At 43.9% G+C, this 25,051-nt stretch carries 19 protein-coding genes and 2 pseudogenes; 5 read left to right on the forward strand and 16 right to left on the reverse strand.

The genetic code is table 11. The features are described from left to right. Positions 1-8: 8 nt before the first annotated feature. A pseudogene (locus ATG66_RS16605) lies at positions 9-1,535 on the forward strand (ISNCY family transposase). Between the two features lie 302 nt (positions 1,536-1,837). Here ATG66_RS16605 and ATG66_RS16610 read toward each other — a convergent pair. From ATG66_RS16610 to yihU, 10 genes and pseudogenes are all read right to left on the reverse strand, one after another. After that, the gene (locus tag ATG66_RS16610; RefSeq protein ID WP_098416333.1) at positions 1,838-3,331 is read right to left on the reverse strand and encodes a methyl-accepting chemotaxis protein; all 1,494 of its coding nucleotides are present in this window, start codon (positions 3,329-3,331) and stop codon (positions 1,838-1,840) included. A gap of 28 nt (positions 3,332-3,359) precedes the next feature. Beyond that, positions 3,360-4,232 (reverse strand): transporter substrate-binding domain-containing protein, encoded by an 873-nt coding sequence (locus ATG66_RS16615; RefSeq protein ID WP_218925183.1) that lies wholly within the window; start codon positions 4,230-4,232, stop codon positions 3,360-3,362. Between the two features lie 381 nt (positions 4,233-4,613). After that, positions 4,614-4,808, reverse strand: a pseudogene (locus tag ATG66_RS21235) (IS30 family transposase); the annotation flags it as partial. Positions 4,809-4,979: 171 nt separating this feature from the next. After that, positions 4,980-5,165, reverse strand: a complete 186-nt coding sequence (locus ATG66_RS21240; protein WP_441351607.1) for a helix-turn-helix domain-containing protein — start codon at positions 5,163-5,165, stop codon at positions 4,980-4,982. A gap of 174 nt (positions 5,166-5,339) precedes the next feature. Continuing rightward, entirely contained in the window at positions 5,340-6,590 is a 1,251-nt protein-coding gene (locus ATG66_RS16625) for an AGE family epimerase/isomerase (RefSeq protein WP_098416335.1), read from the reverse strand. Positions 6,591-6,651: 61 nt separating this feature from the next. Next, positions 6,652-6,918 (reverse strand): PTS transporter subunit EIIB, encoded by a 267-nt coding sequence (locus ATG66_RS16630; RefSeq protein WP_098416336.1) that lies wholly within the window; start codon positions 6,916-6,918, stop codon positions 6,652-6,654. A 78-nt stretch (positions 6,919-6,996) separates the two neighbouring features. Beyond that, a complete protein-coding gene (locus tag ATG66_RS16635; protein WP_098416337.1) occupies positions 6,997-8,286 on the reverse strand; it encodes a TRAP transporter large permease in 1,290 nt (429 codons plus the stop codon). 12 nt (positions 8,287-8,298) lie between these two features. Next, positions 8,299-8,919, reverse strand: coding sequence for a TRAP transporter small permease (locus ATG66_RS16640; protein WP_098416338.1), 621 nt, complete (start codon positions 8,917-8,919; stop codon positions 8,299-8,301). A gap of 74 nt (positions 8,920-8,993) precedes the next feature. Further along, positions 8,994-9,857 carry a class II fructose-bisphosphate aldolase gene (locus ATG66_RS16645; RefSeq protein WP_098416339.1) on the reverse strand — a complete coding sequence of 288 codons (864 nt, stop codon included), beginning with the start codon at positions 9,855-9,857 and terminating at the stop codon, positions 8,994-8,996. A 514-nt stretch (positions 9,858-10,371) separates the two neighbouring features. Further along, on the reverse strand, positions 10,372-11,364 hold the full coding sequence (gene yihU, locus ATG66_RS16650) for a sulfolactaldehyde 3-reductase (protein WP_257145763.1): 993 nt from the start codon (positions 11,362-11,364) through the stop codon (positions 10,372-10,374). A gap of 115 nt (positions 11,365-11,479) precedes the next feature. Between yihU and ATG66_RS16655 the strand changes: the two genes are divergently transcribed. Together ATG66_RS16655 and ATG66_RS16660 are read left to right on the forward strand one after the other, a co-directional pair. After that, positions 11,480-12,361: a PfkB family carbohydrate kinase gene (locus ATG66_RS16655; RefSeq protein WP_098416341.1), complete on the forward strand. Its 882-nt coding sequence runs from the start codon at positions 11,480-11,482 to the stop codon at positions 12,359-12,361. A 24-nt stretch (positions 12,362-12,385) separates the two neighbouring features. Then, entirely contained in the window at positions 12,386-13,144 is a 759-nt protein-coding gene (locus ATG66_RS16660; RefSeq protein WP_098416342.1) for a DeoR/GlpR family DNA-binding transcription regulator, read from the forward strand. Between the two features lie 82 nt (positions 13,145-13,226). On the opposite strand, the gene ATG66_RS16665 is transcribed toward ATG66_RS16660, so the two are convergent. The 3 genes from ATG66_RS16665 to hpfG all read right to left on the reverse strand — a co-directional run bounded on the left by ATG66_RS16665 (position 13,227) and on the right by hpfG (position 17,882). Further along, complete coding sequence (locus ATG66_RS16665) at positions 13,227-14,288, reverse strand: aldose epimerase family protein (RefSeq protein WP_098416343.1); 1,062 nt, start codon at positions 14,286-14,288, stop codon at positions 13,227-13,229. Continuing rightward, on the reverse strand, positions 14,285-15,280 hold the full coding sequence (gene hpfH, locus ATG66_RS16670) for a (2S)-3-sulfopropanediol dehydratase activating enzyme (protein ID WP_257145764.1): 996 nt from the start codon (positions 15,278-15,280) through the stop codon (positions 14,285-14,287). The genes ATG66_RS16665 and hpfH overlap by 4 nt, the downstream gene beginning before the upstream one ends. A gap of 70 nt (positions 15,281-15,350) precedes the next feature. Beyond that, the gene (gene hpfG, locus ATG66_RS16675) at positions 15,351-17,882 is read right to left on the reverse strand and encodes a (2S)-3-sulfopropanediol dehydratase (protein WP_098416345.1); all 2,532 of its coding nucleotides are present in this window, start codon (positions 17,880-17,882) and stop codon (positions 15,351-15,353) included. Positions 17,883-18,132: 250 nt separating this feature from the next. Here hpfG and ATG66_RS16680 point away from each other — a divergent pair, with 250 nt between their 5' ends. Both ATG66_RS16680 and ATG66_RS16685 read left to right on the forward strand, forming a co-directional pair. Further along, positions 18,133-18,873 (forward strand): sulfite exporter TauE/SafE family protein, encoded by a 741-nt coding sequence (locus tag ATG66_RS16680; protein WP_098416346.1) that lies wholly within the window; start codon positions 18,133-18,135, stop codon positions 18,871-18,873. A 300-nt stretch (positions 18,874-19,173) separates the two neighbouring features. After that, the gene (locus ATG66_RS16685) at positions 19,174-19,926 is read left to right on the forward strand and encodes a hypothetical protein (protein WP_098416347.1); all 753 of its coding nucleotides are present in this window, start codon (positions 19,174-19,176) and stop codon (positions 19,924-19,926) included. 64 nt (positions 19,927-19,990) lie between these two features. Here the strand turns inward: ATG66_RS16685 and ATG66_RS16690 are convergent, their stop codons facing one another. The 3 genes from ATG66_RS16690 to ATG66_RS16700 form a co-directional block, all read right to left on the reverse strand. Then, entirely contained in the window at positions 19,991-21,076 is a 1,086-nt protein-coding gene (locus ATG66_RS16690) for a glycerol dehydrogenase (RefSeq protein WP_098416348.1), read from the reverse strand. Between the two features lie 70 nt (positions 21,077-21,146). Further along, entirely contained in the window at positions 21,147-22,769 is a 1,623-nt protein-coding gene (locus tag ATG66_RS16695) for a dihydroxyacetone kinase subunit DhaK (protein ID WP_098416349.1), read from the reverse strand. Positions 22,770-22,862: 93 nt separating this feature from the next. Next, positions 22,863-24,869, reverse strand: coding sequence for an alpha-glucosidase (locus ATG66_RS16700; protein ID WP_098416350.1), 2,007 nt, complete (start codon positions 24,867-24,869; stop codon positions 22,863-22,865). Positions 24,870-25,051 lie beyond the last annotated feature (182 nt).

Raw genomic sequence — 25,051 nt, forward strand, 5'->3', positions numbered from 1 at the left:
TGCTAAAGATGACCACTATGAACTCCAAAGCTCAGTTGACCGTCGATGTCATTGCTAAAGTAGCCGAAGGTAAGTTAACCATTACCAATGCTACTAACTTCTCAGTAAATCCAGACGGACTGTTGAGCGTTACCTTCAACGGTATCGCAAGGTCGGTATTCAGTTCATCATTCACGGTAACACTGGTAAGGCTCCTGCTAATAAAACCCCTGATAAGCTTAAACAAGAGGTTCAGCGGCTTATCCGTGAAAAGTACTATGACTTAAACCTGCTTAATCTGGCTGACATGCTCGAAGCAAATGAGAACATCGTTGTTAAGCGTGAAACGCTGAGAAGGTGGGCGCATGATATCCACCATGTAAAACGGGCTAAACGCCGAAGAAGTCGAGTTCATAAGCATCGAGAACGGATGGGTGCCTCTGGCCTGATGCTGCAAATGGATGGCAGTCCACACCGTTGGTTTGGCAATAAAAAATCCTGTCTCATTGCCGCTATCGATGATGCCACCAGTGAGTTATTTGCCGAGTTCTTCCCCTCAGAAACAACTGCGGGCTGTTTCAAAGTATTGCGGACGATCATTGAAAAGCGTGGCCTTTTTAAAACGCTGTATGTTGACCGCGCAGGTATCTTTGGTGGCTCTAAGCGAAATAACTTCTCTCAAATGCAGCGGGCGTGCTAAGAGCTGGGTATTGAGATCATCTTCGCTAGCTCTCCTCAGGGCAAAGGTCGAATAAAACGCGCATTCGATACATTGCAAGACAGGCTGATACCTGAATTAAGGTTAAACAATATCAAGGATATGGCTGGTGCAAACAGCTATTTGCAGCATGTGTTTATCCCTCAGTACTGGCACAAGAAACTCACCGTTAAGTCAAAGGCATTGGCCTCGGAATATAAGCCTCTGCCAGCTCACATAAATCTAGATGATATCTGTGTGGCCAAAGTGCATCGTAAAATCCGTAATGATCATACCTTTAGTTATGGCAACAAACTTTACTTCATTGAGTCTCCAATCAAGCACTCGATTGCCCATCAAAAGATAGAAATACGGAATGTCTCCAACGGCAAATTTGACGCTTACTTCGCTGGGCGTCACTTACAAATTAGCGAAGTGGTTGAGCCTACAAAAGCCGCAATAGAAGACATCGAGATACAGAAAAAGCTGGACGTATTAGCGTTAGCGGACAAGCTGGGTAACGTTACCGAAGCCTCTCGCCTTACAGGCGTGTCCAGAGATACCATCTATCGTCATAGGCGATTCGATTGCTCAAAGAAGGAGGCATCGACGCACTAGACGTCAAGAAACACCTAACCTGCGACATAAAAACAGGCCAGACGCAGAGCTAGAAAGCCTTGTCATAGAGTTTAGCTTGCAAAATCCTCACTTGGGTCAGGTCCAAGTCTCACGGCAGTTAAAAGCCAAATACGATGTGGAAATCAGCCCGAATGGCGTCAGGTTGATCTGGTTGAGAGAAAACATGAATACAGCAGCATTGAGGCTGGCGAAATTAGAGCTACTTCCCAAGTCGGCTTGAGTTGCCAACTTGGGAAATCATTGCTAGTGTGACTACGACAAAATCGGTTGGTAGTTATACCGTCAGTCTCCCTTGGTAATCACACTAATACACATGAGAGTTACCCCTTGTTGTCTTTGATTACGGATTAAGCACCTTTAATCAAAGCGGATAACTCTCTTCTTCTCAAATTGAAGTATCAGATCTAGTCCGAACGAATACAAATAATACGTTTTCTTGCTTGTCATGGTTCACCTCGTTAATTATTGTACTCACTTAACTCGGTGTCCAAAATTGCTGGTGCGGAACTGGTTTAATCAACATTAATCGGTTTTAAACTTATTTAAGCCCAGCTTAATCTCTCCACTAAGCTTGTCTAGTTTCTCAGCCACCTCCCCCACGTGAAGCGCGTTCTGAGTGACTTCCTGCGTTGTTGTGTTAATGTTCTCTACTTTCTCGCTAACATCCGCTGCCACTGCGTTTTGCTCTTCAGTTGCCGTAGCCACTTGCGTATTCATGTCAGTGATTACTGAGATATGTTCTAAAATATCAGCTAACGCTTCTAAGGCTCTATCTGACTCTTCTAACGTATATGACAAACGCTCACTCGTTTTGCTCATCTGCTCACCCGCTTGAGTTGATGCAGTCTGTAACTCTCGAATGATTTCCTCTATTTCCTCTGTCGAGTTTTGAGTACGTTGTGCGAGTCCTCTAACTTCATCTGCAACAACCGCAAAGCCACGCCCTTGATCACCTGCTCTCGCGGCCTCGATTGCTGCGTTTAACGCCAGTAAGTTGGTTTGCTCTGCTATTTCTTTAATCACTTCTAATACGGTATTAATATCAGAGCTTTTCTCTCTTAAAGCACCTATCGTAAGTGATGTTTGCTCTATTTGTACACCGAGTTCTTTAACTTCCGACACTGTTTTACTTACTACTGCACTCCCTGAATTAGCCAACTCACTGCACTGTACTGTTTTTTCTGAGGTTTGTACCGCATTACCAGACACCTCTTCAGTCGCACTACTCATCTCATTCAACGCCGTCGCTACTTGTTCTACATCAGCGGACTGACTTTTCATGGATTGGGCATTGATGTGCGCACTTCGCTTTATATCACTTGAGCACACTCCTAAAGAGTTTGCAGAATGCACAATACTTTGAACTAAAGACTGTAGGTGTTCAACAAAACTGTCAAAACTCGTGGCTAAACGCCCAAACTCATCATTTGTTATGATATTGAGTCGCTTAGTCAGATCTCCCCCTCCCTCCGCAATTTCATGAAGCGCCTGTGCAACCTTCTCGACAGGCTTCACAACAAACAGTGAAAGAACTATCCAATTAGTCGCTAGAAGTGCTACTAATAGCGCTCCACCTAGCATTATCAACACGAACTTGAGAGCCTGCAGCAAGCTGTCATTGGCATCCAGACGATATTCTATGGATAGAGCTCCTACCTTTTTATCTTCTCCCCAAAAAACATCCACAATTTGAGAGTTAAGGACATGCTTTGCCGCTGCCTCGTCAGCATTAGCTGTTGCCAAGATTTTACCGCGATGATCGGCTACTTGAATACTTTCAATATGTGGATACACCACAAAAGAATCGATAATATTCGTAATGAGCGCTTGGTCATATGCAAAAACTGGCTCTTGAAGAACGATACTTAGTGTTTGGTTAGTGTCTATGATGTCACTTTGCAAAGATTTATCTAGATAGCCCTTCGCTACATAATATGTCGCCATAAATGCAACTATCATGACCACAAGCGTCACTAATGACAATAGTGCCATCGACTTCTGTTTAATAGAGTTCATTATTCTTTCCTGTTCTTGTTACGCATGCTTACAATTTAGAAACATCAAGCCAAAATTCCTTGCGTTCAAAAGGCGTTTTATCGTGCATGTATGGATTGGGAATACGAAAGACGGTTCTATCTTTTAAGTTAGCTTTCTCTAAGACTTCTTTAATCATTGGATGGTTAAAGAAAAGCTCATCGAAACTACCATCTTGAATTGCCATTTCGAAACCGTTATAAATATCATCATGCAGCGTCTGATTGTCAGGACTAACAAAAAAGTACATTGCGAATGGGTAGACCAACATCACATTCTTATCGATGGTAAGATTCAACTCTGGACGAGAGTCAACTTCACTCCATGGTTCATGGACTGCTCGAGGAAAATAGTCGAACCGCCCGCCTTCCAGCATAGGGAAGAGATTAGAATATTTAATAGTAGTGATGGTGGGGATTTGTGCGGCTTTTAACACTTTCGTATCCCCCCAGAATGTACCTTGACCTGCATCAAAAGCTTTGAGCTGACTCAACGTTTGAATAGATGCAAATTTTCCCTTATCTTCTTGATGGATAATAAATATTCGATGACCTAGAAGCCCTTTTAATATTGGAATGCGCACCGAGAGCATTTGTTCTTCTTTTTCAAGTGTGGCACCAGCCCACATTACGTCAATATTCCCAGCTATAACCTCTCCCATTAAGCGTGCTTCATTATAATATTGACTTGAAGTAATGAACTTCGAATCAGGGCGAGTTTTACTCAATGCCAATTTGAGGATATCGAAGACCATTTCCTCTTTTAACCCCTCCACTTTACGCACGTTTATTGTTTCGGCGTAAGCCAACGGACTAAATGGAACTGTTAATATCGGCAAGACGGAAATTAACATTATCCTTACAACACTAATCTTCAATTTCATACGTTATATTCCAAATAACATTATATTTTTTAACATGCTCTAGTACCTCATTAAACGACATTACCCTCCCATAGAAAATTAAACTTGTTTTCAATTGGAGTTACAACACTGTAAAGAAAACCAAAAATTCCCGAATTCAACTACGAAGTGCGACTTTCGCCAATATCAAGCAGCTAATGCCATTTCTTTAAAGGCAATCGCTGTTTACTTGAAGTCTAAACACTTTTCGGTCGATAATTTTTCCGCGATAAAGCGAATTTAATATCGCTGTCTGTTACCGTTGTTAGATCGGTTACTTTCTTCACATATTGCCTTAAAAGGCCGTTCGTATTCTCATTAAGTACACATAAACCTCCTGCTCCTTTGCGATTATTTCATAACCTGAAAATTCTCTCCCGTTATCTGCTGTGATGGTATGGACATGCTCCTTATGAGGCATGAGTACCTCTATTGTTGCTTTGGTGACATAATCCACTGACTTGAATGAGACTTTCTTTACCACGTAAATCGTGTTTTACGCTCTAAAATCGTCACCATAACGCTAGTGCCGTGCTTGCTTAATGCAGTGTCGATTTCTCAATCACAAGATCGCTTCTTGCCTCAGGTGGCGATATAACTTACCACCAAAGCGTCTATCCTACCCAATAAGTCGCTAGTTCCACTCATGGTTGACTGGCGCACCGACCTACGTTAATACATTGGGTATCTGCTCAGGATTCCATCCATTTCCAAAGGAGACGGATAAAGTCAACATGTTCCTGTGGGTGCGGTACTTACATGTAGATTTGCGATTTTGATTGATAACATCTGAGCTTCGTCTGGGCAGTAATGGCTCCATTTAAGCTCTCGATACACCGTAGAGCGATGGCAATGAACTGTTTTAGCTATTTCAGAAACCGAAATCCCCCGTTCCAGAAGATAAAAACCTAGCACCTTCTGCCCTCAGTCAACTGCTGATAATTAATGGTAGTACTGCTTGTTTCTTTTGCGAGAAGAGCATACAACTTTCAGTGTTTGGCTTCCTCTCCTATACCGCCCCATGAATGTCGCATTTATTATCTGAAACCGAGGGCCAGCCTATAACACTATAAGTGACCCTATAAAAAACTATTTACATTGTGAATCCAACAATCCACTTGATAATGCAGGTGCTAAACCTGGAGTCAATGGCAATCGAGGAATCAATAAACAATGCATGAGGTGGTAGATATCTTGCTTTCCGTCCCAAACTACGCTTGTTCCCGCTTGGTTGTTGACATCGAGCTCTTGCCACCATGAACAGCCTTCGTAGTCGATTAGATAAGTACGACAGTAATCCCACCAAGTACGGTACCAATCCTCATATTTCTTGTCACCGGTGACGGTATAAAGTGCGTAAGCCGTACCAATAGCTTCAACAGGTGCCCAGCGAATACGTTCACGGACAACTGGGTTACCTTCCCAGCCAACAGAGTAAACAAAGCCTGGCGCTCCGTCCACATACCAAGCATCTCGCACTGTCGCATCAAATAACCCAATAGCGTCCTCTAGCAGCCAATCTGGGCAGTAATCACCTATCTCTTGCAACGTTGCGCGCAAATGACAGATCAGACGTCCCCACTCGATCCAGTGCCCAGGAGTACCACCGTATGCTCGAAAATGACTCGCCGGAGTTTCTTTATTGTAATCAGGCAGTGGGTTCCAATCCGAGTCAAAGTGCTCGTTTACTCTATAGTTCAGACTTTTCGCAGTTTTGTTGATCATAAACTCGGTGATATTCAATGCACGATCTAGCCACTTTTTGTCTTTGGTTACATCATAAACAATCAGAAACGCTTCAACCGAGTGCATCGCCATGTTGCCGCCACGATAGTCTTCGGTTTCAGTCCAAGCTTGATCCCAAGACTCGAAACACATCTGTTTTTCTTCTACCCAAAAATGGTTTTCGTAAACATTGATGGCTTCATCCAATAGAGCCTGTGCACGTGGGTGTCCTGTAGTGACCGCGCTTGCAGCACCCAACAGGACAAAAGCGTGTTGGTAGCCTTGCTTTGACGAGTCCATGATGCCACCTCCTTCGTTCTCGATAGTCGCGAACCAACCTCCGTGAGTTTTATCTTTCAAAGGCCCTTCAAGTGCAGCGATGCCATGTTCAACCAGATCGTAAGCACCTGGGCGTCCCATATGAGCGGCTAGCGCGTAGCAGTGAAGCATACGAGCCGTAATCCAAAGACGAGTCCCCATCTCTTCGCGAACATTACCGTTGTTGCCAATCCAGCCAAAGCCATTTGGTACAACCGAATTGCGTCCAAACTCAAAAATACGGTCGGTTTCAGTCTCTAACCAGAAAGCGTGAGAACGAGTGTTTATCCATTTCATTTCAACGTTACCTTTTGTCAATCTAATTTTATAATTTGAAGCTAGCGTGAAGCGTTGCTTCTCAACATTCCGCTTGATTTCTTAATTCATCAGCCAAGTTATGAACATCAAAGAATACCACTTGGATTTGGTTTTCAGGAAGGCGAATAAAACCTAGAGCTCCTTGGCGAAGAAGCATCTTTTCGTCTACCGCACCCATGTCTTTTACTTGAATTCGCAGACGTGTTGCACAGTTATCGATATTCCCTTCAGCGATGTTTGCGATGCCACCAAGCGCTCCCAATATCTTTTGTGCTTTCACTTGTAAATTACCTTTGTCATTAATCACTTAATTTCTCCTGATTCTTGAGTCGCGACACTTAAGTAGAAGTCAAGTACCACGCATAAAGGCTTGCTGTAAAACTAACTACATAATGCCCACTAGCTGCGGTAATCCGATAACCAGTTGTGGAAAACACGACACGATGAAAATCAACGCGATTTCGACCATTAGGAAAGGAATGATCTTGCGAGAGATTTCCGATACCGAAACTTTAGATACACCTGACGCTACAAACAGCACGAGTCCCATTGGAGGCGTTGCTAGACCAATAGATAGGTTTGCACACATCACCACACCAAAGTGAACCGGGTCGATACCAGCGTTAATCATGATTGGAGCGAAGATTGGAGCGAAAATAAGAATCGCGGGACCTGCATCCAAGAACATACCGATGATGAACAACAATACGTTGATAATCGCGAACAGAAGGTACGGGTTATCGGTGATTCCGTTCATGAAATCCGCAACCATATTCGAAACGCCAGACAGACTGATCAGTGATGCGAAGCCACTTGCTGCTGCAACAATGATAAGAATCGAAGCAGCATTCACTGCAACTTTGGCAAATAGCGCATAGGTCGCTTTAACATTCGTTACTTTGATAATGAACAGTGAAACTGCAATCGCATACGCTACCGCAACTGCTGCGGCTTCAGTTGGCGTAAAGATACCACCGTAAATACCGCCAAGAATAATAACTGGGGTAAGCAATGGAAGCATAGCAAGACGGAAAGCTTGCTTACGTTCCATAGCAGGCGCACGTTCCATCGGTTTTACATTTGGGTATTTACGAATCTGGTATCGGTTCATAATCATCAGACCGATACAAAAAATGATACCTGGAGTAACACCAGCCAAGAACATTGCCGCTACAGAGGTGTTCATAACAAATGCGTACAGCAGCATTATCCCTGATGGCGGAATGATGTTACCTAGCACTGTAGCTGCTGCAGTCAACGCCGCCGAGTAGCCAGTATCGTACTTATACTTCTTCATTTCAGGGATCAACATACCGCCAATCGCTGAGGTCGCTGCTACCGCCGAGCCAGTTAACGCTCCAAAAATGGTTGCAGCAAGGATAACTACGTGACCAAGACCGCCACGAAAGTGTTGTACCATAGTTTGCGCGAAAGCGATGATGCGCGGTGTGATACCACCAGCAGTCATACACTCACCTGCCAGCATAAAAAACGGCAGAGCTAGTAATAGGAAGCTGTCTAATCCCGAGTACAAACGCTGATAAAGCATGTTGGCAAACAGCATCTGATCACTTTGAAACAGAGTGATCATAGGTGATAGGCCCAGCGTAAACAAAACTGGAACACCAATGATCAATAGAATCATAAAGTAGAGTAAGAAAATTGGAGAAACCATTATAACACCCTCTTAAGCCGCAGTTTCTGGTTCAAATGACTGCTTTTGCTCTTGCGCTTGCTCCGGTGCTTCTTCAGCAGCAGGCGCTTCAAATAGTTCAGCTGTCTTAGCTGTATGAGACACGTCTTCGAAATCGCCCAATATACCTCGAATCGATGCGAGAGATTTTTGAAGAGCGTAAAGGATGGTCAACCCCATCATTACAGGTGGGATGATGTACACATAAAACATAGGAATAGGCAGACTATCCGCCATTACTGAACCTGTTTGGAAGAAATTCCAACCAAACTTGATCCACACAGCGAACACCAAAATTGCAGAAATATGCGCCAGTAAAGTGAGGAAGGAAAAGCACCTAGGCGCTTTTTTCTCTAAGATCTCGGTGACAAAAGTCATGGCGATATTTTTGTCTGTTAGATAAACAAACGGCAAACATAGATAAGTCATATAAATCATCAAAAATCTTGATGATTCATCAGTCCAGCTTAGTGGGATATTGAGTATGTAACGGAATAAGACTTGCGTCACGACTATTACTGTCATGACAAGCAGCAAAATACCGGCTACATGACGTAATACCTTAGATAACGGCGTTGTTATCGCGTTCAGTACATTTTCGATGGCTCTTAACATAGAATCACCATTATTGGATTAGAAAATAATTGGGTGCCGCTTATGCAGCACCAAAATCTGTGACTTTATTATGATTATTTTGCTTTACCGTTAGAGCCGAATAAACGGATCTTGTGTTGCACCACTTCTTTCATTGAATCAATACCTGTGTTCATAACATCTGCAAGAATGTAATCTGTTGCGTTTTCCTTCCAGTGAGCTTGAACACCGTTGAGAAAACCTTGGCGAAGTTCAGTATCTACATTGATCTTTGCTACTCCACGCTTAACCGCTTCAACAACTTGATCATCAGGCACGCCTGAACCACCATGAAGAACAATAGGCTTCTTCACCGCAGCTTTAATTTCAGATAAACGATCAAACTTCAGTTCAGGCGTTGTTTTGTATACACCATGGGCAGTACCAATAGATACAGCTAAGTAATCTACACCTGTGCGTTCAGAGAAATCGAGAGCCTCTTTAACAGTTGTGATCATGGCATCTTTCTCGTCTACAGTAATATCGTCTTCTGTGCCACCTATCTTACCAATCTCACCCTCTGCACCTAAACCAAGCGCATTTGCAACCTCTACCACAGCTTTAGTAATACGGATGTTGTCTTCAAATGGCAGTGCTGAACCATCAAACATTAGTGACTGAAAATCACGAGTTGCAGCTTCCATACACTGCTCAAACTTACGGCTGTGATCCAGATGGATACAGATAGGTACCGTAATTTGGTGATGTTGAATCAACGAATCCACAGCATCACGCAGTGGCTTCATTCCCATCTCATTAATCGCTTTTTGACCAATCTGTATCATGATTGGAGACTGCTCTTCTTCCGCAGCCAATAGAACTGCTTTGATAGTTTCTAGGTTATGTGCTGTAAAAGCGCCAATAGCGTAACCGCTATTCCACGCTTCTTGAATCATTGTTTTACCTGATACGTAAGGCATTGTGCTTATCCCCTAAGGTTAAATGTGTCTAATCGACTATTGTTTCGTTTAATATAAAGTACCAATCTAACTTGTCTGTTTCTGTTAGCTAGATAACACTTAATGTCCACAAAACTACATAAATTACCATTAATGTACACGAGATCACAAAACACATAAAAAGTGTGGTTTATGCGTACTAGATTAATCGAGTGAATAAGATTCCACTGCTGTAAGTAGACACGAAAACCCTACTCAGCACTGATACAACCAACAGAGAGAATATGCAATAAGAATAAAAATCAGATACATAGAAAGAAACCACTATTACAATCCCAATACATTTATATAAGTAACCCTTTCCTATGACGTTTTCATTGGCGCATAAAAAAGACCCTACTTCAAAGAAAATGAAGTAGGGTTAACATAGAGTTTTGTAAAATCACTCCCTTCATAAGGTTAGGAGTGAAAAACGAAGTCCTGAATGTCAATTGTTGTTGAATAATCTCCATTCAAATGGCTGTGACATGGTGAATTACTTAATTTTTGACTCTAAACCAGACGTAACACGCAGTTGTTCCAGAACGGATGTCCAGTCTTGACGCCCACGACCAGCGGCACGCGTAATACTGTACAACTCACGTGAAGCTGCTCCACATGGCATTGGAACATTAACTTGGTTTGCGAGCTCAAGAGCAATGCCTAAATCTTTGTGCGCAAGGTCCACCATGAACACCGGAGACAAGTCACCAGCAAGAACTTTACCCGGCCAAGTTGTGGTGAAATGACCTTTGCCAGCTGGTGTTCCGCTCATGACTTTCATCGCCGTTTCCCATTCAAGACCAACCGCCTCAGCAAGGGTTGCAGCTTCTGCCGACAACGCATTAAGAGCAATGCTCATGTAGTTGTTGATGATTTTGACACGGATGCCTTTACCCGCTCCACCACAGTCAACCGTTTCATTCCCCATGCAATCAAATAACGGCTGTGATCGTTCAATTTGTTCTGGAGAACCACCCGCCATGATAAGTAACTCGCCTTTTACTGCGTGTTCGGAGGTGCGGCCCACTGGCGCCTCCATCATAGAAAAGCCTTTATCACTCACTTCCTTGATTAACGTATCCGTTTCAAGAGGGTGAATGGTCGACATATCGATTAATAGTGCATTTTTGTCTAGTGTAGAAAGGACACCTTCGTCATCGAGAATAACCTTCTTCACTAAAGCACCGTTCGGTAGCATAGTAACGACAAACTCTGAATCGATAGCTGCGTCCGCCGGTGATTTGCAAGCTGTCGCACCGTTCTCCACAAGCTGTTCAACTGCAGCTTTGTTGATGTCAAACACCTTCAAAGAATGACCACCTTTGATCAAATTTAGTACCATTGGTGTACCCATCTGACCTAAACCAATAAACCCAATCGTCGACATTTCAAATTCCTTCACATTAATGGTTAATTGGCGCCTAATATAAACACTAATCTCATCGACAACCGATACAAATGTCACATTTTGTTGTTTTATGTCCATTTTGTTTTTTTTGTGATTACAGTCCCAATCAAAAGTTCAAATTATCAATATACTGACCTGCATACTTTGCAGCTAAGCAGAATAACAACCTAGATTACAAACAAAGAGAAGAATCATGACAATCGCATGTGTAGGCATTACAGTACTCGACAGAATTCAACGTGTAGATAACTTACCCACAACAGGTGGTAAATATGTCGCTAAAGATTATTTCGAAGTTGGTGGAGGCCCTGCTGCTACAGCTGCGGTAGCCGTCGCTCGACTTGGTCATAGCGTCGACTTCATCGGCCGAGTTGGTCAAGATAGCGTTGCTGATACCTTACTCTCTGAGCTCAGTAGTTACGGCGTTAATGTCGATAAAATGGTACACATTCCTAACGCATCATCTGCGTTTTCAGCCGTTTTAGTTGATGACGAAGGTGAACGGATGATCATTAACTACCAAGACAAATCTCTCAGTCGTGACCCAAAATCGCTTCAGCATATCGACTTTTCTCAATACGAAACCATTTTAACCGACGTTCGCTGGCCTGAAGGTGCCAAATACGCACTAGAGCAATCAAAAAAATACAATATTTCTTCTGTCTTAGATGCAGACATTGCCCCCGACACGATTGACGACCTGGTTAAACTTGCTGATCATGTCGCTTTTTCAGCGCCAGGTTTAGAGAAATTCACGGGAACTAATGACCCAATTGAAGGTTTAAAACTTGCTCAAAAACAAACAGATGGTAAAATTTATGTTACTGTAGGCTCAAAAGGTTGCTATTGGTTAGAGGGCGATAAAATTTGCCACGAGCCAGTGATTAAGGTAAATGTCGTAGATACAACAGGTGCTGGTGATGTTTTCCATGGCGCTTTAGCGGTCGCGGTAGCAGAATCTAAACAAAGTCGTGACTCTATTGTTTTCTCCAATATGGTTGCCGCGTTAAAATGTACCAAAAGAGGTGGTCGAGAAGGAATCCCGACTAGGTTAGAAGTCGATCAAAAACTATAAAAATAAACAAAGCGAAAGATTGAAGTGACTAATCCCAGACAAGATAAGCTAATTAAGCTCGTTAACGACAAAGGCTATTACAGTGTAGAAGAACTTGCAGAACTGCTTGATGTTTCTACGCAGACCATTCGGCGCGATATCAAGAAACTCAACAATGACAGGCTGGTGATTCGTCATCATGGAGGCGCAAGTTCTCCTGCGACTAAGAACAACCTTGATTACGAAGTTCGCAAGGTATCTGACACCGAGCAAAAGCACGCTATTGGTAAAGCAATAGCTGACTTGATCCCCGATAATTCAACCGTGTTTATTACGATAGGTACAACCGCTGAAGTTATCGCAAGTCATTTGGCAAAAAAAAGTAATTTGCAAGTCATCACTAATAGCCTTCGTGTTGCCAGCGTTTTGCATACCAATAAGTCTATTGATGTTTTGATTCCAAGCGGAAAAATTAAAGCGTTCAACGGTGGCATTGTTAGCACTGAAGCAATGGACTTTATCTCGAACTTCCGCTTTGATTATCTAGTCACCAGCGCAGCTTCTGTTGATGTTGATGGTACTCTACTCGAATACGACCTTAATGAGACAATGATTACCCAAACGGTGATGAAGTCAGCACGCAACGTATTAGTCGCAATGGACTCTAGCAAGTTTATTCCGAAAGGTTCGATCACTTTGGCCAATATCAAAGATGTCACTTACTTCCTAACCGATAAAAAGCCAAGCCCTTCTATTGAAGCAGCGGCTAAACAAGGTGACACCAAGTTAGTCATTTGCACTTAACAATCCGAATACTCTATACTCTGATGTTTAAACGGCTTGTTATACAAGCCGTTTTTATTTTGCGTAAAACAAGCGGCACCGCTCACTTCACTGAAAATCGGTGTATAGTCTTCTCTTGGTACACATCGCCCGGATTCAAACGCGTCGAAGGAAAATGGCCTTTATTCGGGCTATCAGGAAAATGTTGGGTCTCTAGACACATGCCATGACAAGATTCATAGCGCTCACCGTGGCGACCAACCCAGTGCTTATTGGATAGCTTAAATCCATTGTAAAACTGGACACCAGGCTGGGTGGTTAATACCGTCATCATACGACCGCTATTAGGTTCATACAATTCAGCAGCATACTTGTACTCCCCTTCAACCTTAGAGCCATCGAGTACTAGATTGTGGTCAAAACCACCATTGGGCATGCTCGTTTTGTTGTCAGCTATGCGCCTCGTCTCGGTAAAGTCGAGGCCTGATCCAAGAACGCTACGTATTTCACCTGTAGGAATAGAGTTCTCATCAACAGGTGTGTAGAAGTTGGCATAGAGTCTTAAGTCATGACCATCGACGCTTCCTGAATCGTGCCCGCCTAAGTTGTAATAGCTGTGGTTACACAGGTTGACGACTGTAGGCGTATCAGTGGTCGCTTTGAAGTTGAAGTGAACTCGGTTGCTTTCATCCAAACCTACGGAATGCGTGACGACCAAATTGCCACCGTAACCAGATTCACCATCGGTCGACACTCGGCTAAAGTGGATGAAAATCGCGTCTTGTCGCTCTTCAATAGCGAAATCCCAAACGTACTTATCGAATCCATTGCTACCCCCGTGCAGGTGTTGCCCTGTTGGCAGCTCATTGGTTTCCAACTCAAATGACTCACCATCTAGCTTATAACATCCATTCTCAATGCGGTTCGCATAGCGACCGGCGACGGCACCAAAAAACGGATGGCCTTGCAGATATTTGTCTAGACTTTCATAACCAAGCACTACATCCGCTCTCTGGCCTTGCCGATCAGGAACCTCAAGAGAAGTTACAATACAACCATAGTTTGTGACTGCTAAGCTGAGTCCTTGACTGTTTTCGAGGGTAAAGAGTTGTACAGGTGTCGACTGCCCTGCGACCTCGCCCCAGTTCTGTTGTTTTAGTTTCACGTTATTGCCTCATAGTTATTATCTTTTTCCGTCTGTCGGGCTTCTTCTTGCTCCTTTGTCCCAACGACACAGCGAATTCCGCGTTGATTAAAATAGTCGGCAATGTTGCCAACTCGCTGTTGAAATTCATGGCGGTCGAAACTGAGATCGCGCATCTTGTACTCAAGTCCTAACGACTGGTATTTCTCCTCGCCTAAACGCATAAAGCTCAAGAGCTGTACTACCTTTACTCGACCATTCAGCTCACGCTCAATAAAGTCCGCGGTGGCTGATATGTTGGCGTCATCTTCGTTGATAGTCGGGATAACAGGGATTCTAAGTATTAGATCCTTATCGGCAGCCACGAGCAGTTTTAAGTTACGTAGTATTTTGCGGTTTTCGACGCCAGTGTGGCGTTTATGAGCTTGACCATCCATCAGCTTAATATCTGAAATAACTAAATCCGTGTAGGGAAGCACTTGTTCAATACGATTCCAGTTAGCATAGAAACTGGATTCCAAACAGGTATGAATATCCTCCTGCTTACAAGCCTTAAATAGTTCTCGCACAAAGCAGCTTTGTAGCAGAGGTTCTCCACCGGACATAGTTACGCCACCGCCAGAGCGGTCATAGAAGCCGCGATCTTTTCTAATCAGCGCCATGCAATCATCAACCGACATTAGCTGACCCCACTGCTTAATCGCCTCTGAAGGGCACTCTTCTACACAGTTCAAACACCCGTTACACAAATTGCGATCAACCTGAGATAAAGTAGCATCTGAGTAGATCAACATGTCACTGTTTGGGCAGACATCTTGGCAAGACCCACAGTGCTCGGTGGATATACATTTGTTTTGAAACACCCCAACCTCAATACGACGATTGAAGCTTTCGGGGTTTCCACACCAATCACAACGTAGCGGACAACCTTTTAGAAATATTTCGGTACGAATACCGGGGCCATCATGCAGCGTAAATCGTTGTATATTGAGAACCTTGGCTAGATCTGACACGTTTACCTCTAACTTGTTAAACATCCCTTCATGGCTTCAACACCCTGTGTGGAAGCCATGAAAAGCCTCATTAAAACCTAAGTTCGGTACGTTGAATCAAGTCATCCTGTAGTGGCTTACCCAGCTCGACGAAATAGGCACTATAGCCGGCCACACGTACTAGCATATCTTTGTAGAGCTCTGGGTTCTTTTGCGCCGCTCGCATCTTCTCTGAGCTCATGATGTTGAACTGGACATGCATCCCTTGTTTATTGATGTACTCATCGACAAAATTGACCAAGATATCGCGCCCCTCAACCCCAGATACCACATCTTCCGGGAAACGAAGGTTGAGCAGTGTTCCGTTAGTCGCCAAGCTGTGATCAACTTTTGTCACTGAGTTAATTACTGCTGTTGGACCTTGAGTATCATGCGATCCCCCCGCTGTATGCACTGGTCCCATGTTGTCTGAAATCGGCTCACCATTTTTACGACCATCGAGTGATGCGTTGGTGTATAACCCCATCCCCACATTGGCATTAACGGTATACACGCCAGGGCTAAATTTACCCCCACGCGGGTTTTTGCGCCCTTTGATGTGGCGGCAGTAGCACTCAAACATAAACGCAAACAGTTCATCTACTTCATCAATATCATTACCATAATGAGGAATTTTAGAACTATTCACCAATGCGTAAAGCTTTTGGTGACCATCCCAGTTATCTCTTATTGCGTCTAGCAATTGCTTACCCGTATACTTTCGGTCATCAAACATCAACTTCTTGATGGTTGCAAGTGAATCGGCACACGTTGCAATACCCGCAGCCTGTGGTGCAGTACCATTGTATTTCGCACCGCCAAACGTCATATCTTTACCTGACTCGATGCAGCCTTCGAAGAAGGCAGAAATGTAAGGTGTGGGCTTAATCATTCTATGCATTTTGTCCGTCACGTTTAGGCAACTACACAATTGATCGCACCAATAGGCAAACTGTTTATCAACGCTCTCTAGTACCTCTTCAAATGTTCGATAAGTTTCTAAACTACCGGTATCAGGACCCAACTGCATTCCCGCATTAGGACCGGATAAAACTCGCCCGCCGTTGATCACCATCTCCATCATCTTGGCAGTGTTTACATAACCAGCATCTAACCATCCATGTTCTTTTCCAGGGATGGTCGGCTCAACACAACCGACTACGGCATAATTGCGCGCTTCTTCAAGAGATACTCCTTTACTGAACATTGCCTTAATTGCTGGACCGTCATTAAACAGCTTAGGATGCCCATAGCCTGCACGAACACATTCGATGGTCTTTATTTTCAGTTCGTACGGGGTGTTTTCGTGCATGCGCAAGCACACCCAAGGGTTCATCATGCGGGTGTGAACAGACGCCTCCAACATCAGCATGGTGAGATCGTTAGTCGCATCGTTGCCCTGCTCATCAACACCACCGATAGTTAAACTCTCCCCTCCAAAGCCACGACCATTTCGGACTTTGACTGTGCCCTTATCTTTTAACTTAGTTGGGTTGTTCATCTTGACGTAAAGCACTTCGAGCACTTCTAGAACAAAGGCTTTAGAGACATTATTTTCGACTACATCTCGGGTATAAAATGGCAACATCCATTGATCCATACGCCCGTAGGAGATCGAGTGACCATTGCCTTCTATTTGGGTCATAGTTACAGCGAAGTTGAACAACTGAGCCGCTTGCCAGAAACTTTGAGGAGCTCCGCCTGCAATTTGATAACAGTTGGCAGAAATGGCTTGGAGTTCTTTTTTACGCATTTCATTTGTTTCAGAAAATGCCATATCTTCCGCAAGCAGTGCGTAACGTGTGATGTACTTGACCGCGGCTTCAAGGGTTATGATTGTCGCTTTGTAGTAATCACGTTTATCACTATAGTCAGGATCTTGTTTAGACAGTTGAGCGAACGCCTCTGTCGTTTGTTGTAACACTCCGTTATAACCAAGAGTCATTAGTTTTTCGAAGTCCATCGCAAAGTGACCAATGCCAGCAAAGTGATAGTTGTTAGTTTGAAAAACCTTTTCCCCAACATGTGACCCTTTCTTTTGGTCATCATTAAGGTGAGCAGTAATAAACTCATTGGCACTTTTTCCCTTCCAATATTTACACAACTCAAGAATTTCGGCTCGGTCTTGCTCACTACGAATGTAAAACTGGTCGTTAGCACGCTCTTCAAATGGTGAATTTAATATCTCATCAATAATCCAATCGACTGAAAACTCTGGGTAGATCGGTGACGCTTTAGCAGGAGCGGCTATCTCCCCCAAAATTAAGTCATCTGAGTAGACGTGCAAGGTGCTGTTGAGCAGGATGTTTTCAAATGCATAAGCACATTGTAGAATTTTCGGCATCGACTCACTACGCTTGTACGACTCAGTAACCAAGCGTAGCCTTTCAACATCAATTTCATACGGTCTATCAAGAAACGTTTGACGCAATCTATTCACGCGCGGGAATGGTGACCAGTCTTCATGACCAACTTCGTAACCAAGCCCATACACTTTATCGAACTCTTCGATTCCCCTTGCGTCTGTATGCAGCCTTGCGTTTAACCCATACAAGTTCTCTTTTTGTGCTTGGAAATTATCCATCACTAACCTCATCAAAATTTGAAATCAAAATGCCGATACGCAATCCATAAATTGACGCATTGGCATTCTGACCCGTCAACAAGCCTATTCATGAGTAGTTATTATACGAAAGAGGTAAAACTCAACCGAGATGACGGTCACGAACCGAAACTAAAAATACAAAAAACAACAAAATGTGACACGCACAATGGCAATTAATTTCAATAAGTCTATAGTGAGCCTTCATTTAATTAGATCAGAAAATAGACGCATGGACACTACGATAATATTTATTTCGATGATCATAGCTTTAGCCGGGTTTACTCAAGGTTTGACTGGCTTTGGCTCTGCACTCGTCTCCGTACCACTGCTATCAATGATAGTGGAAGCTCAAACTGCGGTTCCTATTGCGGGGATTTTTGGTTGGCTAGTGACGTTGCCTGTAGTGTGGAAAATGCGACACTCTATCCAACGTCAAACAGGTTTGATCTTGTTTGCAGGTTCAATTCCAGCCTCTTTTGTCGGTGCAAAACTGCTTGCAACCATGCCGTCACAATACATTCTGTTGACAATGGGTATTGTACTTGTGCTATCGAGCCTACATTCGATGATATCTACTAAGCCTCTGTTTAAAAAGACCTCTGTACCTATCACGGTTGGAGCAGGTTTTACCTCAGGCGTGCTAGGAGCAAGTGTTGGCGAGTCGGGACCACCAGTAATTGCCTATACCTCAATGCAACCATGGACAGCGGATCAAACTAAATCAACACTCGCCTTCTTTTTTATGCTGCAAATGATCGGAGCGAACATCAGCTTCTGGAATGAAGGTTTGATCACCGACGCGGTCGTCTCGCATGTTATCTCCGCCCTACCTGCGTTTGCTGTAGGTTTAGCTGGCGGCATGATCGGCTACCACTACTTGCAGAAGTATAAAATTGACTATCACAAAATCGTCCACATCTTCTTGCTGTTCCTCGGCTGTATGCTGGTGTTCAAAAATGTCAGTTTTTAGACATTTAGAATAACATACGTACCTATAACTCTACCTCATAGCAGTTTATCCAACATAGTCACCGTCGCTCTGGAGCTTAATCTAAGGTCTATGCGCCAAAAAGGCAGTGTGAATCGACACTGCCTTTTTAAATCCTCACATATACCTTGGAAATTAAGTTAAGACTTAAATTGACTTCCTCAGCACAGTTGCACCTAATTCGTATTAACTATACATTCCAGTCAACTAAGTGAATGTTTTTAAGCAATTGATAAAAATAACAATTAAACTATGAGAATTGAATTTGGAGAGTCAAAGTAAATGCAGGAGCTAATAAAAAAAGGGAAGAAAGTCATTGGCGTAATTGATCGCTATTGGAATATAATAACTGCTAAGTTTTGGAGATCGCCCCTCGGCTCAATCATTGCTTTCTTACCCTTTGTATGCGGCTTAGGACTTACCTCTATCGGCCTGTTCCGACTTTGGCAGGGCTTCGAAGTCATTGTCATTATCTGGTATTTGTCATTTACCTCTTTCTGTATCGCCTGGAAGTTAAGAAATGTCACTGGTTTTATCCTAAAGCGACCGACTATAAAGGGTAAAATGATGAAGAAGGTCGTTGCCTGGATAATCAAGTTGCTTCCTGATTATCAACAACCGATAGCTGATAATGCAGTAAAGAAACACAACAAAATCAAGCGCAATTTAGGAGCGATCTCACTAATTACCGCCTTACTCTCAACTTTCTTTTGTCTTTTCGAAGCTCTCTACAACACTGATCCGAACGCCGCCATCAGAGAGTTCTTCTCACTCCCCTTTGTCCTCAACCTAGGGTCAGTACTCTATATTACCTTCATCGATGATATTGCTTTTTCATTCCTTATTGATGATTACTCTATCGACGCGACAATAAATAAAGATAGTTCCAACCTTGTACTAAAGGATGAAGACACGAGTATTAAGTTTTCTACAACCGAGTCAAAAACTTCAGGAACAGTATCTAACAGTGATGGAAGTAAAATCGAAATGACTGCAGATGAAGAAAAATTGAGGTCGACATTGAGGAATAGATAAAAAATAAAGCCCTACATAATCGTAGGGCTTTATTTTAGTTATGATTCCAGGTTGTTACTTACTTCTATTCAGAACCAAGCTTATGCGCGGTTAGGATAGCCGCGTAAACTGACTGAGCAGTTACCGGGAAAGGCATGTTATGAATGGTTTCGCCTTCAGCGCAAGAGGCTTCGGCCACTTCCATCAATTTCTCGTTGTTAAGCTCTTTAACACCCATTTGATGAAGGTTGGTTGGCAAGCCTACTGATCGACAGAAGTTAAGCACTTCGTCAATTTCTGCTTGAGGAGCATTTTCTAACACTAGCTGAGTTAACGTACCAAACGCCACTTTCTCGCCGTGTAATAGATGGTGACACTCTTCTAGCTTAGTAAGGCCATTGTGGATAGCATGTGCGGCTGCAAGACCTGAGCTTTCAAAGCCGATACCCGATAGATACGTGTTCGCTTCAATGATGTTATCAACCGCTTTGGTTGCGACACCATTTTCTGCTGCTGCTTTCGCTTTTACGCCATCAGCAATTAGAGTCTCGTAACACAGTTTTGCGAGTGCCTGCGCTGAACGCGTTGGCGCTCCACCAGCCATAGTCGCCTTACCTGATAAACCATTTGCGCGTGCTTCAAAGTAAGTTGATAGAGCGTCACCCATACCTGCAACAAGCGTGCGTACAGGTGCAGCTGCAATAATACCTGTATCCATGATGACCATGTTCGGGTTTGATGGGAACAGTAGGTACTCACTGAACTCACCTTCTGGTGTATAAATTACCGCAAGCGCAGAAGTGGGAGCATCAGTAGAAGCGATAGTTGGTACGATAACCACAGGCACTTTTGAGTAATAAGCGACAGCTTTTGCTGTATCAAGCGTCTTACCACCGCCAATACCAATAATGACATCATTACCCTGCTGCTTACTCACCTCGATTAGGCGGTCAATTTCAATGTGAGAACATTCGCCACCGAAAGTGTCAAAACTTGCTTGAAGACCTTCACCGACAATACTGGTCTCTGCTCGATCACGAACTAAGCCCATAACGAAATCATCAGCGATGGCTAACGGCTTTTTACCAAACACAGACACATATTTGCCAATGTTGTCTAGCGAACCTTCACCTTGAATGTATTTGCTTGGGGAAATAATAATGTTGTCCATAATGGAGTCCTTTTCTAACTCTGTTTCACGTAATGAGCCGGGCCACTACTAGGGTGACCCGTTAATTGGATTAAAATTGGCTAAACACGGTTTCTACAGCAAATGCACCTGGATCTTTGGTGCCTGTTAAGCTGTCACTGTTTAGGTAAGAAGAGCGCCCCGCCTTAGCACTGGTCATAGCGACGGTTGATTCCGCACCAGCCTTAGCCGCTTCGATAGCCGAGTTAAAGCCGTTGTCAGCCCAAGCCTGTAGCGCAGGATAGAGCGCATCGATCATGGTGCGATCACCTGGCTTAGCACCACCGTAAGCCATCATCTGACCTAAGCCAGTCTGCAGTGCTTTAGGCAGTGAACCATTCAGTTCAAAATCACGACCAGAGGCAGTGAACATAATCGACAGTAATACGCCTGATGAGCCACCCATAACCGACGTTAAACAGTCAGCAATGGTGGTCAGTAGCTTAGCTTTGTCTTGCAGAGGAAGTTGTTTCGCCTCTAGTTGAACCAAAATTTTACGAGCACCAGCAGCAAACGTAGAGCCAGTATCGCCATCACCTACAATCGAATCTAGGTGGTTTAGTTCAGCTTCAATATCGATGATTGACTGGCACACTTTGGTTAACACAAGTGCGGTTTCATCATCGTGCGAAGGTGTGAATGCTCTCTTAGCGATCTGGTTTTGGCACTGTGTGACTGGAACTTCGCGGCGAGCAACAACACCAGGCCAAGCCGCCGTTTCAACTGGAGAAACTAAAGCGTCACTAATGCTGTCTGTCAGTTGGATACTAGAGATTGAGAAGCCCTTCATATCAATCGCAGTCATCAGTGCGCCACTAACGATGAATTTCGCCTTTTTACCGAGCAATGATTCCATTACCTCTTTGGCGACAATATTCATCTCGATCGGTGACAAGCCCCCTAAGTTGTTGAGTAAAATAGCGTTATCATATGTTGGCTTGGCTTCTACTAGTTTACTAACCATGGTTGAGACGAGCTCTTTTGCCTTAGGCAAATCGATGGTCTCGATACCAGCTTCACCGTGAATGCCCAAGCCTAGCTCTGCTTTTCCTTGCGCGATACGGTCATTGCTTTCACCTGGAAGTGAGCAGCTAGTTAACGCGACACCAATTGACGCCGTCTTGTCATGAGCTTCAATCGCAGCTTGCTTCACTTCCTCCAGCGAACCACCGTTTTCAGCGACGAAACCCGCGACTTTTTGTACCAACAATGTACCCGCAATACCACGTGGCTGAGGGTTGCCGGGAATAGATATGTCATCACCAACAACAATAAGGTCTACCTTTTGACCCATCTCTTTGGCTTTCTCTACCGCTAAACCAAAGTTCAAACGATCGCCTGTGTAGTTCTTGATAATGACCAAACAGCCCGCATCACCAGTGACATGCAAAATAGCATTAAGCACAGCATCGACACTTGGTGCTGCAAACAGGTCACCACATACCGCAGCCGTTAACATACCCTTACCCACAAAGCCCGCATGAGCAGGTTCATGACCAGAACCGCCGCCACAGACAAGAGCGACTTTGTCCTTATTCCAGTCGCTTCGCGCCACCACTTTGATGTCATTATCAAAGTCGAGGAAGGTTAAGTTTTCACGCGTACTGGTGTAAAGCGTGCCTTCAATTGAGTCTATTACAAATGACTCTTTACTGTTTAGGATTAGATCAGACATAGTTATTCCAGATTTTGTTCAAACGAATTTGGGGAGTACCTCCATTTCTGGAGGCATTAAGTTATTGTTTTATTGGTAAGTTAGTTAAGTGGACTAGATGCTCTTAATCGCGGCCAATAGCTGTGCATCTTTTGACTGCTTGCGGTAGAACACCGGAGGCTGACCAATAGGCGCGTCGACTTTGATCCAACCGCCATTGAAGGTTTCACCACTCCATACGTGCACCCATTCATCTTCAGGCAGGTACAGCTCTTTAACCTGCTCATCTTGGTTGTATACCGGAGCTACCAATAGGTCGCGACCAAATAAGTATTGGTATTGAATTTGGTACGCTTCAGAGTCCTGCTCGTAGTGCATGAACAGCGGGCGCTGCACTGGGATACCTTTAGCTGCGTTCTCTTCCACTGCCGACTTGATATATGGCTTAAGGTGTTTGTAAATCTTCGTCATACGAGCAAGATGAGTCAGAGTCTCAATATCGGTATCAAACTGATGGTTATCATCAGGTCGGTTACCTTCATGACTACGCATAATAGGAGTAAATGCAGCCATTTCAGCCCAGCGCTGGAACAACTCTTTCGATCGCGTATTACCGTGTAGTGTGGTGTATCCACCAATATCACTATGGCTGATACCGTTGCCCATTAAGCCTGCTGACAAAGCTGCTGGAATGACTGACGCTAGACCATCGTCCTTCTCCCAAATAACCGACTGGTCGCCAGCCCATAGTGCGTGACAGTATCGTTGCATACCCGTAGCACCTGCACGCATGAAGAACAAAATATCATCAGTTTTACCCGCCTCTGCAATCGCTTCATGTTGCACTTTCGCCCAACGATAAGGCCATTTGTTGTGCTCAATTTCAGCGCTGACGCCGTTGTGTAACGAGCAGTCTGTTGGCAGATACTCACCAAAGTCACCCATCCAGCCATCGAGGCCAAAGTCGATCATGTTGGTTTGAATTACGCCTTTGTACCATTCGCAGGCTTCAGGATTAGTGAAATCAACCACGCCACAGTAAAACTCACCAAAGTCGACCACGTATTTTGAGCCGTCTTCTTTTGTCGCTAGATAACCTTTTTCGAATGCTTCTTCATATAGAGGGAAGTCTTCTAAAACATACGGATTGATGTAACCGAGAAAACGGACACCATCCTCTTTCATTTGATGGATTTTCGTATCTAGCTCAGGGTAAAGATCAGCGCTCCAGTTCCAATCCCACTGCAAACGCTTACCGAACGAAGTCATCTTGATGCCTTGCCAGTCTTGACACCAAACACCTGAAACTTCTACACCCGCTTTACGCGCTGCAGCAACTTTGTCTAAGGTGATTTCAGTACCACCCTGAATGCCTAAAATAACGCCATTGTAGACCCACTCAGGCAATGCTGGCTGACGACCAAACACATCGGTTATGTTGGTCATTAATGCAGGGAATGATTCTTCGGCATCAAGCAGTAGGTACTCGGGAATGTTCCAACATTGCAACTCATGGTATTCAGAGTGTGTGAAATCGAAATCAGCGTACGCCGTTGTCTCTAGATGACAGAAATACTTCTTGTCTGACACAAACGTCGGCTGAGGGTAGTTAGTCGTGTAGTAATCGCCACCAGCTTTATCTTTTACGTCTGCCTGCCAAGTAGTGTATGTGTTTTTGTTACGGCCAACGCCAGGTTCTGAACTCCATAGAGGGAAGTTCTTACCACGAAGGTTTAAGTAACTTAGCTGCTCACCACATCCGTAAACAGCTTCGCTTTCTGTCGCCGCTACACGGATCCAGAAACGGTTAAACTTATCATCAAGGGCTGTAAACTCGGCTTTTAGACGAGTTTCAGCGGTCTCAATCAGACGCATTTCTAATGCAGCATCGCCATCAACAGAAAAGATGACGACTACATCGTCTGAGTTTTCAGAAATTGAGAATTTCTTTAGCGGTAAACGCTCTGAAACATAATCGGTAATATCAAAGTTGCCGCGGTACATATCAAAGGTGCCTTGACCAATGCCTAGATACAACGCAGGGCTTTTTTCAGAGTGTTCAAATACTGTTCTGTTTTTATGGCTGATCGTAAAGCCATTTGGGGTTTGGACGAGTTTCATTAGGGCGACTTCCAAAATTTGGGCAAAAAGATACCAATCACATCGACGATGTGAGTCGCATTTAGGCAGAATCACGAAGAACTATGTTGAGGATTATGTTGCTTTGCCTTGTTTGATTAGACTTTTTGCTCAACGTTGGTCATGACGCCAAAGTGATTGGCTTGGGCGCACCTTAGGGAAGT

Source organism: Vibrio sp. ES.051, assembly GCF_002563795.1.
Classification (GTDB): Bacteria; Pseudomonadota; Gammaproteobacteria; order Enterobacterales; family Vibrionaceae; genus Vibrio.